The sequence below is a fragment of the Caulobacter sp. P4_E5 genome (assembly GCF_056401555.1).
In genome coordinates this window covers 1-12238 of sequence record NZ_JBFUJD010000079.1, presented here as the reverse complement: position 1 = coordinate 12238, position 12238 = coordinate 1, and the positions used below count along the sequence as shown (strand labels likewise).

Below are 12238 nucleotides of genomic sequence, written 5' to 3'. Positions count from 1 at the left end.
GGGGGGAAGTTCTGTTGACCCTGCGTCTTCCCCCTCCCGCGCTTCGCGCCACCTCCCCCGCTAGGGGGAGGATCTCGCGCACCTAAAAACCCAAATCGCGGAACGCCGTGCGATAAAATGTTCCCCAGACACGCGGGATAAGGAATTCCGCAACCGTTCCCGTGAAGGATGCGCCATCTCAGGGGAGCGGGATGGACGGCAGAAACATCGAGCTGAAGATCTTTGGCCTGATCGCCGGCATGGCGGCGGGCATGATTCTGCTCGCCGGTTTCGCCTTGACCGTCGCCACCCGCCACGCCGACGCCCGCGAGCGCCAGTACGAGCAGACCCTGGTCGGCAATGGCCTGCGCCAGCGCGGCCAAGAGGTCCAGACGGCGCTCAATCCCTACGTCATCTGGGACGAGGCGATCATCAAGCTGGACAACCAGTTCGACCAGGCCTGGGCCAGCCAGAACCTCGGCGCCTCGCTGGGCGGGGCGCTGGGCTACAAGGTCGTCTACGTCCTGGGCGCTGACGACCAGCCGATCTACGGCCATCTGAACGGCCAGGACGTCGCGCCCGACACCTATGCCCGCTACGCCGCCCCGACCGCCCAGCTGGTGAGGGCCATCCGCGAGATCGAGACCGACCCCAAGAAGGTCGCCGCGCTGCGGGCCGTGCACAAGAGCCGCGTCGAACTGATCGGGGACGAGCCGGTGCTGATCACGGTCTCGCTGGTCCGTCCCGACCTGAACGCCAAGACCCGAGGCCCGCGCGCGCCGCTGCTGGTGACCGGCATCCCGGTGGCCGCCAGCGTGGTGCAGGCCTTCGCCGACCGCTTCCTGCTGCACCAGACCCACATCGCGATCGTAAAGCCGGAGCAGTTGGACACCAAGAACGCTCAAGCCGTCCTGGGCCGGGCCACCGACGGCCGCCGCATCGTCCTGCGCTGGACGCCGCGCCAGCCCGGCGAGGAGTTGCTGAAATCGGCCACGCCTCTGCTGGCCGTCGCGGTGATCGCCGCGGCGCTGGGCTCGTTCCTGCTGTTCCGCATCACCCGCCGCGCGGCCAAGAAGCTGCTGCTCAGCGAGGCCGAAGCCAAGCACCTGTCGCTGCACGACCCGCTGACGGGCCTGGCCAACCGCACCCTGTTCACCGACCGCCTGATCCACGCCCACGCCCTGCTGCGCCGCAAGGCCGGCTATCTGAGCGTGCTGTGCATCGACCTCGACCGCTTCAAGGAGGTCAATGACAGCTATGGCCACGACGCCGGCGACCAGCTGATCCGCGAGGTCGCCCGCCGCCTGAAGGCTATCTGCCGCGACACCGACACCATCTGCCGCCTGGGCGGCGACGAGTTCGCGATCATCCAGCCCGACACCAACCCCTCCGGCGCGGCCACCCTGGCCCAGCGGGTGGTCGACGGCCTGTCGGGCGAGGTCGACCTGTCGATCGGCCGCGCCCAGCTGTCGTGCTCGGTCGGCGTCTCCGTGGTCTCCGACGCCGATCAGGGCCAGGCCGAGCTGCTGCGCCAGGCCGACGTCGCCCTGTACCGCGCCAAGGAGGCGGGCCGCGGCCGCTACTGCTTCTTCGAACCCGAGATGGACTCGGCCCTGCGCCTGCGGAAGGGCCTGGAGCGCGACCTGCGGACGGCGATCGAGGACAACGCCCTGACGGTCGCCTATCAGCCGCTGACCGACGCGCGCGGCGCCATGGTCGGGGTCGAAGCCCTGGCCCGCTGGGCCCATCCCGAGCGCGGCGACATCTCGCCGGCCATCTTCATCCCGCTGGCCGAGTCCTGCGGCCTGATCGGCGCGATCGGCGCGGCCGTTTTCCGCCGCGCCTGCTACGACAGCCTGCGCTGGTCGGGCCTGGAGGTGTCGGTCAACGTCTCGGCCATCCAGCTGTCGAACCCCGGCTTCGTCGACGAGATGGTCGCCACCCTGGCTGAAACCGGGGCCCGCGCCGACGTCTTCATGCTGGAGATTACCGAGACGGCCCTGCTGAAGGACAGCGACGGCGTCCACGAGGCCCTGCGCCGCCTCAAGCGCCTGGGGTTCCGCCTGGCCCTGGACGACTTCGGCACCGGCTATGCCAGCCTGGCCTATCTGCGCCGCCATCCGATCGACAAGCTGAAGATCGACCGCTCGTTCGTCTCCAACCTGCCGGGCAACAGCGAGAGCAYGGCCGTGGCCAGCGCCATCGTCAGCCTGGCCAAGTCGCTGGGCCTGAAGACCACGGCCGAGGGCGTCGAGACCCAAAGCCAGCTGGACGCTCTGATCAAGCTGGGTTGTTCCGAGTTCCAGGGCTTCCTGCTGGGCCGCCCCATGCCGGCCGACTCCATCGCCGGCGCGCGCGAGCGGGTGTGGATGCGCTGACTCCGGATCCTCCCCCAAGGGGAGGATTGCTAACGATCCAACCCACCCGCATCCTCCCTCCCAACGACATAAAGGGGAGGGGACCATGCAACGGTCAGGCGTCAGCCGCCGCGCTCTGGGAGCGCTCGCGCTCGGTGGCGCGGCGATGGGGTTGTCGGGCTGCGAGGGCGGTCAGGACACCGACCTTCGCCCCAAGAGCCGCCAGTTTCCCAAGGACTTCGTCTGGGGCGTGGCCACGGCCGCCTTCCAGACCGAGGGCTCGCAAACCGCCGACGGGCGCGGGCCCAGCGTCTGGGACGTGTTCGAGAAGGTTCCGGGCCACGTCAAGGATGGCTCCGACGCGACCGTGGCCACCGACAGCTATCGCCGCTTTCAGGACGACGTCGACCTGATCGCCGGCGCCGGGCTGGACGCCTACCGTTTCTCGATCAGCTGGCCGCGGGTGCTGCCCAGCGGCGAGGGGGCGGTGAACCCCGCCGGCCTCGACCACTATTCGCGGCTGGTCGACGCCCTGCTGGCCAAGGGCGTCACGCCCTACGCCACCCTGTTCCATTGGGACCTGCCGCAGGCCTTGCAGGACAAGGGCGGCTGGGCCAACCGCGACACCGCCCTGCGCCTCGCCGACTACGCCCACGCGGTGGTCGGGCGTCTGGGCGACCGGCTCAAGCACTACATCATCCTCAACGAGGCGGCGGTGCACGCCGTCTTCGGCCATGTGCTGGGCGAGCAGGCGCCGGGGCTGAAGGACATCAACCTGCTGGGCAAGGTGGTCCACCACATGAACCTGGGCCAAGGCTTGGCCATGCAGGCGCTGCGGGCAGGGCGGAGCGACCTCTCGGTCGGCACGACCATGGCCCTGCAGCCCTGCCGGCCGGCGGGCGGGCCGTGGGCGGTCTGGAACCGCCTGGCATCGGACGGCCTGGACGCGCTCTGGAATCGCGCCTGGCTGGATCCCCTGTTCAAGGGAACCTATCCCAAGGACATGGACGAGCTGCTGAAGGGCGTGGTCCAGGACGGCGACCTGAAGACCGTCAAGCAGCCGGTCGATTTCCTGGGGGTCAACTACTACGCGCCGGCCTATGTGCGGCTGGACCTGAACGCGCCCAGCAAGATCGCGGCGGCCGCACCGCCCAAGGGCGCGGAGCTGGACGCCTTTGGCCGCCACATCGATCCGTCGGGCTTGTTCGAGACCCTGGAGCGCGTGCGCCGCGACTATGGCGCGCCCAAGATGCTGGTCACCGAGAACGGCTGCTCGGACCCGTTCGGCAAGGGGCCGGCGGTTCTCGACGACCAGTTCCGCATCACCTATCTGCGCCGCCACCTCGAGGCGGTGCTGGCCGCCCGCGAGGCCGGCTGCGACGTGGGCGGCTATTTCGAGTGGACCCTGATCGACAATTTCGAATGGGACCTGGGCTACACGTCCAAGTTCGGCCTGGTGGCGATGGACCGGGCCACCGGCGTGCGCACGCCGAAGGCGTCGTACGCGTGGTTCAAGGCCTTGGCGGCGAGTGGGGTGTTGCCGGCGAAATAGCTGCTCCCCCGCATCGCGGGGGAGGTGGCCCAGAGGGCCGGAGGGGGCTAGCTGGGCGAACGCCGCATTAGCCCCCTCAGTCGCTCCGCGACAGCTCCCCCGCATCGCGGGGGAGCAGCTTCGGTGGTGCGACCTAGTCCGCCTTGCAGATTAGCACGTCGCGGCCGCCGCGCTTGGCGGGGACCAGGCTGCCGGCGCAGGGGATGGGATTGACCGGATCGACGATCACCTCGTTGCCGCCGATCGGCGGCAACGCCTTGGCCGGAGCCTTGGCCAGCGGCTTGGCGGGCGTGGCGGCCGGCTTGACGGTCTTCACCGGCGCGGCCTTCGGAGCCGCCGGCTTCGGCGTTACGGCGGGTTGCGGCGCGGGCGTCTCGGGCGCCGGAGTCTGGGGCGCCGGAGTCTGGGGCGCGGGAGTCTGGGCGGCGGGCGGCGGCGCGGCCTCGACCGGCTGGGACGCGGGCGGYGCGGGCGCCGCCGTCGTGGCCGAGACGCTGTTATAGTTCAGGGCCTTGCCCAGGATCGTCGACTTGGTCTCCAGCGTCTTGGCGCGGCGCTCGCAGTCGCCGGGCGGGCTCCAGCTCATCCACATCTGGGCCAAGCGGGCCTTGTCGACCGAATCGGCGCCTTGCCAGATGGCCGAGCCGCGCTTGACCTGGGCGCCGCCATATTCCGAGATCGGACGCGGGCTGGCCTTTTCGGCGGCGGTGATCGCCGAGGCGAAGGTCTTGAGGTCCTTCTGGGCCTGGGTCTTCAGTTCGGGATAGGTCTTCAGCGAGGCGGCGACGCCGTCGGGGCCGGGGAAGGCCTTCTCGATTCGCGTCACCTCGGGCATCACGCGGTCATACAGCGCGGCGTAGCCGCCCAGGGCGCCGTAGCACCAGGCGACATAGCCGTACTCGTCGGCCGGCGGCGCGTTGGGGCTCTGCGCGGTCGCTTGGGGAGCCGTCGCGGGATCCTGGGCGAGAAGGGCGAGGGCGAGGAGGAGGGCGTTCGCCATGCGGGCGGAGGTCCTTTCGAAAACGGAAGCACGGTAACTAGAGCATTTCGATGCCGATTGGGACCGTTGCGTGGCGCTTGGGCCCGCTTATCCCGATCAAGCGTGGCCATAACGAACGAAGCGCCGATCGGCTCCTTCGTCGCAAGCGCGGGCGGTTTCGCCGCATTGCACTAAAGTCATGTGAACGATCATTCTCAATGTGCTAGAAGCGCATCGACGGGGTGATCCGTATCGGCCCGTCGCGCGTATCTCTTTCGTCCGTCGCTGGTATCGAGGCGCTTCATGACTTTTTGGCGCAACATCGCGAGCATCGCCGCCCGGCGTCTGGACCTGGCCGACTGCACGGAATGTCCGGGCGGCCTGCCGGGCGAGGATCCGGCGTTCTCGACCGCGGTGACGGCGCTGGGCGCCAAGCTGGCCAAGGTCGACGGCCGCGCCGACGGCGGCGAGTTCGCCGCCTTCACCGAGGTGTTCCAGCCCCACCCGGCGTCCGAGCCCAACATCCATCGCCTGTACGAGCTGGCCCGCCAGACCACCCACGGCTTCGAGAGCTACGCCAAGCGGCTGGCCAAGCGCTATTCCAGCTGCCCGCAGCTGCTGGAGGACGTGGTCGACGGCCTGTTCCACATCGCCAAGGCCGACGGCGTGGTGACCCAGGACGAGCTTGACTATCTGGCCCGGGTCTCGGACCTGTTCGGCATGTCGCCGCTGGCCTTCCGGCGCCTGCGCGCCACCCACCTGGGCGTCGGGGCCGACGATCCCTACGCCGTGCTGGAAGTGATGCCCGACGCCGACGACGCCACCGTGCGCAAGGCGTGGAAGTCGGCCCTGTCCGTCGCCCACCCCGACCGGGCCCGCGCCCGGGGCCTGCCCAGCGAATTCATCGAGGTCGCCGAGGCCAAGGCCGCCGCGATCAACGCCGCCTTCTCGACCGTGATGCGCGAGCGTAAGGAACTGGGCCTGGCCGTCGCGGGTTAGCCGAGACAATACGTCTCCCCGTAAGGGGCCGGAAAAGACTTTTCATCCGGGCCCGGCGGGTGTTCAGTTGCCGTTCAGCGCTTGTGAACCAACTTCATTGACCATGAGCGCGGACGAAAGGATCCCGATGAGCAGCCCCAGCGCCGCAGCTTCGCCCCTCCATAGCCTGGCCTGGATGGCCGGGGCCTTGGCGACGTCGGYGGCCGTGGTGATCGGCGCGGTGCTGGCGGTGGTGTTCGCCGCGACCGTGGTCGTGGTCGGCTTCATCGGCAGCGCCCTGTTCGGCCTGGCCGCCTTCGCCTTCCGCGGCCGCAAGGTCGGCAAGGCGCGCGACGGCGATCCCAGCCTGATCGAGGCCCGCAACGTCGGCGGCCATTCGTGGGTCGCCTACGGCTGGAACGAGCGGCCTTAGGGTTCGCTGTCACCCTCTCTCTGAGAGAGAGGGAGGGGCCCGCGCGAAGCGTGGGAGGGTGAGTGGTTACACCCTCACCAGACAAAGCTCAGACCAAGACGACGGATGTTGGCGGCCTTCTCGATGGAGGGCGCCTGAGCTTGGTTTTCACCCAACCGAAAGCACAGTGTTTCTCCGGCCAGCGGTGAAACCACTCACCCTCCCACCGCTTCGCGGCGGGCCCCTCCCTCTCTCTCAGAGAGAGGGATCTGGTATTCCCCCGACGCCGCCCTTGCTCCCGCGACCCCGGTGCTCCATCCTTCCATTCAAACAAACGTTGGGAGGCAAGCATGATCGGTGTCATCGCGATCTTGAAGGTTCAGCCGGACAAGTCCGCGGACTTCGAGAAGGTGTTCCTGGATCTGCAGAACCGRGTGAAGGCCAACGAGCCGGGCTGTCTCGCCTACCAGCTGACCAAGTCGCGGACCGAGGCCGGAACCTACAAGGTGCTGGAGCTCTACGCCTCGGAAGAGGCGCTGAAGGCCCACGGCGGTAGCGACTATTTCAAGGCCGCCGGCGCGGCGATGGGGCCGTTCATGGCCGGCCGTCCCGACATCGAATATCTCGACGCGGTGGAGTAGGGCGATGGATCTGGCCTTCTCCTCCGAGGACCTGGCGTTCCAGCAGGAGGTCCGCGACTGGATCGCCACCGCCTATGACGACGACCTGAAGAAACAGTTCGCCCAGTCCAAGAACGGCTATCTCGACAAGGCCGGCCAGGTGCGCTGGCAGAAGACGCTGTTCGAGCGCGGCTGGGTCGCGCCGGACTGGCCGGTCGAGCTGGGCGGGGCGGGCTTCACCCCGTCACAGCGCTACATCTTCAACATGGAGATGAGCCTGGCCGGCGTGCCGACGTCCTCGCCCATGGGGCTGAAGATGGTCGCGCCGGTGATCATGGCGTTCGGCTCTGAAGACCAGAAGGCCCAGCACCTGCCGGCGATCCTGCGATCCGACATCTGGTGGTGCCAGGGCTATTCGGAGCCCGGCTCGGGCTCGGATCTCGCCAGCCTGCAGATGAAGGCTGTCCGTGACGGCGACGACTATGTCCTGAACGGCTCGAAGATCTGGACCACCCACGCCCAGTGGGCCGACTGGATGTTCTGCCTGGTCCGCACCTCCAGCGAGGGCAAGCCGCAGGAGGGCATCTCGTTCCTGCTGCTGCGGATGGACACGCCGGGGATCCAGATCAAGCCGCTGCCCACCCTGGACGGCCCGCCGGACCACGAGCAGGAGATCAACCAGGTCTTCTTCGACAATGTCCGCGTGCCGATCGCCAACCGCATCGGCGAGGAGAACAAGGGCTGGACCTATGCCAAGTACCTGCTGGAGTTCGAGCGCGGCAACGCCTACGCGCCGGGCCTGATGAACATGCTCAAGAAGGTCAAGCGCATCGCAGCGCTCGAGCGGGCCGACGACGGCGGACGGTTGCTCGACGACGCCGACTTCCGCCAGAAGATCGCCAATCTGGAGATCCAGGTCGCGGCCCTGAACGCCACCGAGCTGCGGATCTTCTCCAGCCGCACGGCCGGCAAGGCGATCGGCCCGGCCTCGTCGATGCTGAAATGCGTGGGGTCCGAGCACCAGCAGGCGATCACCGAACTGACCCTGGAGGCGGTCGGGACCTACGCCGCGCCGTTCGTCCAGAACACCTGGGCGGCCAGCAATGACGGCCGAGCGGGACCGGACTATGCGGGCCCGGCGGCGCCGGCCTATTTCAACTACCGCAAGGCCTCGATCTACGCCGGCTCGAACGAGATCCAGCGCAACATCATGGCCAAGATGGTGCTGGGGCTTTGAGGTCGGCGCCGTAACGCCCCCTCCGTCTCGCTGCGTATCCGCAGCGATCCACCTCCCCCGCAGGCGGGGGAGGATGAAGCCGCATCCTCCTCACCCGTGAAACGGGGGAGGTGGCGCGGCGCTGATAGGCGACGTGACGGAGGGGGCGCTCTGCATCACCCCAGTATTTCTAACTAGCTTCTGGCTCGAACAAGTGTTTGGATTGCCGGCAACACCTCCTGTTCCGGAACGCTCCATGTCCCTCGACGCCCTGTTCACGCCGTTCGCGTTCAAGTCGCTGAAGCTGCCCAATCGGGTGGTGATGGCGCCGATGACGCGGTCGTTCTCGCCCGGCGGCGTGCCCACCGACGAGGTCGCCGCCTATTACCGCCGCCGCGCGGAAGGCCAGGTGGGGCTGATCGTCACCGAGGGCACGGGCGTGGCCCGGCCCGCCTCGCTGAACGACGCCAACGTGCCGCGCTTTCACGGCGAGGCCGAGCTGGCCGGCTGGAAGAAGGTGGTCGACGAGGTCCACGCCGCCGGCGGCCTGATCGCCCCGCAGCTGTGGCACGTGGGCGCGGCGCGCGGCAAAGACGTGCTGGGCAAGATCGACAGCCCCTCGGGCCTGTCCAAGAAGGGCGGCAATCCGTTCACCGAGCCGATGACCGACGCCGAGGTCGCCGACACCATCTCAGCCTTCGCCACCGCCGCCGCCGACGCCAAGCGTCTGGGCTTCGACGCCATCGAGCTGCACGGCGCCCATGGCTATCTGATCGACCAGTTCTTCTGGGAGGGCACCAACGTCCGCGACGACGTGTTCGGCGGCCCGACCATCGCCGACCGCGGCAAGTTCGCCGCCGAGATCCTGAAGGCCGTCCGCGCCGCCGTCGGCCCCGACTATCCGGTGATCATCCGCCTGTCGCAGTGGAAGCAGCAGGACTACGCGGTCAAGAACGCTGAGACCCCGCAACTGCTGGAGGCCTGGCTGCAGCCGCTGGCCGACGCCGGCGCCGACATCTTCCACTGCAGCCAACGCCGGTTCTGGGAGCCGGAGTTCGAGGGCAGCGACCTCAACTTCGCCGGCTGGGCCAAGAAGCTGACCGGCGCCCCGACCATCACCGTCGGCTCGGTGGGCCTGTCGGGCGAGTTCATCGCCGCGTTCGGCGGCGAGGGCAGCCAGCCCGCCTCGATCGACGGCCTGCTGGAGCGCCTGGAGCGCGGCGAGTTCGACATGGTTGGCGTCGGCCGCGCCCTGCTGCAGGACCCCGAATGGGTCGTGAAGATCCGCGACGGCCGCCAGGACGAGCTGAAGAACTTCGAACGCGAGGCGCTGGGGGTGCTGTACTAAATCCTCCCTGTTCCGGGGCTGGGCGATCCGCCGGCGCCGGCGCATCGTCCTCCCGTTCAAGCAGGGAGGCGTCGATGAACTGGTTGCCGTATGTCGCGGGTTTGCTGGCGCTCCTGGCCATGGCGCTGCTGATCGCCGGGGCGTTTCTGAGGGAGTAGGCGGGGGCGATAGATGCTCCCCCGCGCTGCGGGGGAGCTGTCGCGGAGCGACTGAGGGGGCTAGCTGGACGATGGCCGAGTTGGCCCCCTCCGGCCCTCTGGGCCACCTCCCCCGCAACGCGGGGGAGGATCAGACGCCTACGCGATCGTCGTCACCAGGCCGCCCTCAACCTTCAGCGACGCGCCGTTGGTGGCGGCCGACAGCGGGCTGGCGACATAGGCCACCAGGCTGGCGACTTCCTCGGGTTCGATCATTCGCTGCAGCAGCGAGGCCGAGCGGTGCTGGGTGAAGAATTCGGCCTCGTGCTCCTCGGGCGTGCCGTCCGGATTGGTCGAGACGCTCTTCAGGAAGTCGGCGATGGCGGCTGCGCGGGTCGGGCCTGGCAGGACGGAATTGACCGTCACGCCGGTGCCCTTGGTCGCTTGCGCCATGCCGCGCGCGACCGCCAGCTGGGCGCTCTTGGTCATGCCGTAGTGGACCATCTCGCCGGGGACCGCGAGGCCGGACTCGGACGAGATGAAGATCACCCGGCCCCAGTTGCGCTCCAGCATGCCGGGGAAATAGCCGCGCGACAGGCGCACGCCGCTCATCACATTGACCTCGAACAGGCGCAGCCAGTCCGCGTCCGGGATGTCGGCGAAGGCCTTCATCTCGTAGATGCCGAGGTTGTTGACCAGGATGTCGACGGCCGGGACGGCCTTGAGGATCGCCTCGGCGCCGTCGGCCGTGGCCGCGTCGGCCAGCACGCCCTCCACCTTGGTTCCGCCTGAAGCGCGGATGCTGGCCAACGCCGCGTCCAGCTTGTCCTGGGCGCGGCCGGTGACGAAGACCTTGGCGCCTTCGACGGCCAGGGTGCGAGCGATCTCCAGGCCAATGCCAGCGGTCGAGCCGGTCACCAGCGCGGTCTTGTCTTGAAGTTTGAGGTCCATCGCTGGGCTCCGTTGATTGATGGAGCCTAGATGGGCCGGCCCCGGCCGTAGACTACGTCACGGCTAGGACCAGGACTTGTGAATTCAGGGCACAGTTTGAAGGCGTCAGCCGTTGAAGTTCAGCTTCAGACCCGGCCTCGGCCACCGCGCCTTGAAGAGCTTGCCGGTGCCCGAGGCGGTGATCCACGCGTCGCGCATGTCCGCGCCGCCGAAGCAGATGTTGGTCACGATCACGTCCGGGACGGCGTAGTGCTCGGTCGAGCYGTCCGGGTCGAAGGCGGTGATCCCGCCGTTGATGATCGTGGCGACGCAGACCTTGCCACCGGCCTCGACCGCCAAACTGTCCAGCAGCTGGTAGCCTGGCAGGGTGCAGACCACGTCGCCGGGCATCAGCGGGTGCGGGTCGGCCAGCACGCCGGGCTCGGTGACCGCGAACGACCACAGGCGGCCCAGCAGGGTGTCGGCCATGTAGACGGTTTTCTCGTCCGGCGAGAGGCCCACGCCGTTGGGCGAGACGAAGTGGTCGCGCCAGCGGGTGATCTTGGAGCCGTCGGCCAGGGCGTAGTACAGCGCCCCATACTTGCGGCCCTCCGGCGTCGTGCAGCCGTGGTCGGTGAACCAGAAGCCGCCCCGCTTGTCGAAAACCAGGTCGTTGGGCCCGACGAGGGCCTTGCCGTCGCAGGCGGTGTACAGCGTCGTGATCGCGCCGGTGGCGATGTCGATCCGCTGGATGGAGCCGCCCGTGTGTGTTGGCGGGGTAGGCCCCGGGATGTTCAGGCCGTTGGCCTCGAAGAACTGGAAGCTGCCGCCGTTGTTGGTGACGTACAGCGCCCCGTCCGGCCCGATCGCCGCGCCGTTGGGACCGCCGCCGGTCTGCGCGACTGTTTCCTTGCGCCCGTCCGGCCAGATCCGCGTCAGGCGCTGGCCCTGGATTTCGGTGAGGATCACCGAGCCGTCGGCCATGGCCACTGGCCCCTCGGGAAATTGCAGGCCTTCGGCGACCAGCTGGATGTCCATTGGCGTCTCCCTCGCGCCTCTGAATGGGCGCTGGCGGTGACTATAAACGCTTGTTTGAACCTGGCGAGAGGCGCGCGGCGATCGCGCATTGTTTCACCGACGACTGAGGCCTTGCGCCTGACACGGTTCGCGGTGAGCTTGGCGCAAAGTGCGAATAGGGGATTCTTGAAATGCGGGCGTCTTTGATGGCAGTCGCGGCGGTCGGGCTGATGATGACGGGCTGCGGGACCAGATTCCCCCTGCTGTCGCCGAAGCCCGCGTCGATGCCGACGCGGCCCAGCTGCCCGGCGATGAAGAACGAGGCCTGGGCCCCGGTGGTGGACGGCGCCATCCACAAGACGTTCGACCGCGATCTTCAGAAGCGGTTCGGCGACACCGCAACCCACGTGCGGCTCGCCTGGAGCAAGACCGACAAGGGCAACACCGTGATCACCGCCCAACGAATCGGCCCGGCCAAGTTCGCGATGCCCGAGCCCGGCAAGGGCGGCGAGGTCGAGATCGTGTTCAAGGCCTGCACGGGCAAGCTCCTGAAGACGCACAAGCTGGCCGGCCTGGAGAAGCATCCGAAGCCGCTGCCGGCGGATGGCGCGAACTAGGCTCCAACCCTGTCATCCCGGCCGCAGCGAAGCGGAGAGCCGGGACCGCCACAGGCTCTGAGCTTCCGGCGGTCCCGGATCGGCGCGCTGCGCGCT

At 68.5% G+C, this 12238-nt stretch carries 11 protein-coding genes; 8 read left to right on the top strand and 3 right to left on the bottom strand.

The annotated features are described in order from the left end of the window. The first annotated feature begins 191 nt into the window (after positions 1 to 191). Together AC1DSO_RS20205 and AC1DSO_RS20200 are read left to right on the top strand one after the other, a co-directional pair. The gene (locus AC1DSO_RS20205) at positions 192 to 2357 is read left to right on the top strand and encodes a putative bifunctional diguanylate cyclase/phosphodiesterase (RefSeq protein WP_477070516.1); all 2166 of its coding nucleotides are present in this window, start codon (positions 192 to 194) and stop codon (positions 2355 to 2357) included. 85 nt (positions 2358 to 2442) lie between these two features. Further along, complete coding sequence (locus AC1DSO_RS20200) at positions 2443 to 3888, top strand: GH1 family beta-glucosidase (RefSeq protein WP_477070515.1); 1446 nt, start codon at positions 2443 to 2445, stop codon at positions 3886 to 3888. Positions 3889 to 4021: 133 nt separating this feature from the next. On the opposite strand, the gene AC1DSO_RS20195 is transcribed toward AC1DSO_RS20200, so the two are convergent. After that, positions 4022 to 4888: a hypothetical protein gene (locus AC1DSO_RS20195; protein WP_477070514.1), complete on the bottom strand. Its 867-nt coding sequence runs from the start codon at positions 4886 to 4888 to the stop codon at positions 4022 to 4024. A gap of 282 nt (positions 4889 to 5170) precedes the next feature. Between AC1DSO_RS20195 and AC1DSO_RS20190 the strand changes: the two genes are divergently transcribed. The 5 genes from AC1DSO_RS20190 (at position 5171) to AC1DSO_RS20170 (ending at position 9441) form a co-directional block, all read left to right on the top strand. Next, complete coding sequence (locus AC1DSO_RS20190) at positions 5171 to 5866, top strand: tellurite resistance TerB family protein (protein WP_477070513.1); 696 nt, start codon at positions 5171 to 5173, stop codon at positions 5864 to 5866. A 97-nt stretch (positions 5867 to 5963) separates the two neighbouring features. Further along, on the top strand, positions 5964 to 6278 hold the full coding sequence (locus AC1DSO_RS20185) for a hypothetical protein (RefSeq protein WP_477070512.1): 315 nt from the start codon (positions 5964 to 5966) through the stop codon (positions 6276 to 6278). A gap of 329 nt (positions 6279 to 6607) precedes the next feature. Beyond that, the gene (locus tag AC1DSO_RS20180) at positions 6608 to 6898 is read left to right on the top strand and encodes a putative quinol monooxygenase (protein WP_477070511.1); all 291 of its coding nucleotides are present in this window, start codon (positions 6608 to 6610) and stop codon (positions 6896 to 6898) included. A 4-nt stretch (positions 6899 to 6902) separates the two neighbouring features. Further along, on the top strand, positions 6903 to 8114 hold the full coding sequence (locus AC1DSO_RS20175; protein ID WP_477070510.1) for an acyl-CoA dehydrogenase family protein: 1212 nt from the start codon (positions 6903 to 6905) through the stop codon (positions 8112 to 8114). A 235-nt stretch (positions 8115 to 8349) separates the two neighbouring features. Further along, positions 8350 to 9441 carry an NADH:flavin oxidoreductase gene (locus AC1DSO_RS20170; protein WP_047404843.1) on the top strand — a complete coding sequence of 364 codons (1092 nt, stop codon included), beginning with the start codon at positions 8350 to 8352 and terminating at the stop codon, positions 9439 to 9441. Between the two features lie 296 nt (positions 9442 to 9737). On the opposite strand, the gene AC1DSO_RS20165 is transcribed toward AC1DSO_RS20170, so the two are convergent. Together AC1DSO_RS20165 and AC1DSO_RS20160 are read right to left on the bottom strand one after the other, a co-directional pair. Beyond that, positions 9738 to 10529: an SDR family NAD(P)-dependent oxidoreductase gene (locus AC1DSO_RS20165; RefSeq protein ID WP_477070509.1), complete on the bottom strand. Its 792-nt coding sequence runs from the start codon at positions 10527 to 10529 to the stop codon at positions 9738 to 9740. Positions 10530 to 10634: 105 nt separating this feature from the next. Further along, positions 10635 to 11546 (bottom strand): SMP-30/gluconolactonase/LRE family protein, encoded by a 912-nt coding sequence (locus tag AC1DSO_RS20160; protein ID WP_477070508.1) that lies wholly within the window; start codon positions 11544 to 11546, stop codon positions 10635 to 10637. A 185-nt stretch (positions 11547 to 11731) separates the two neighbouring features. Between AC1DSO_RS20160 and AC1DSO_RS20155 the strand changes: the two genes are divergently transcribed. Continuing rightward, entirely contained in the window at positions 11732 to 12142 is a 411-nt protein-coding gene (locus AC1DSO_RS20155; protein WP_477070507.1) for a hypothetical protein, read from the top strand. The last annotated feature ends 96 nt before the right edge of the window (positions 12143 to 12238 follow it).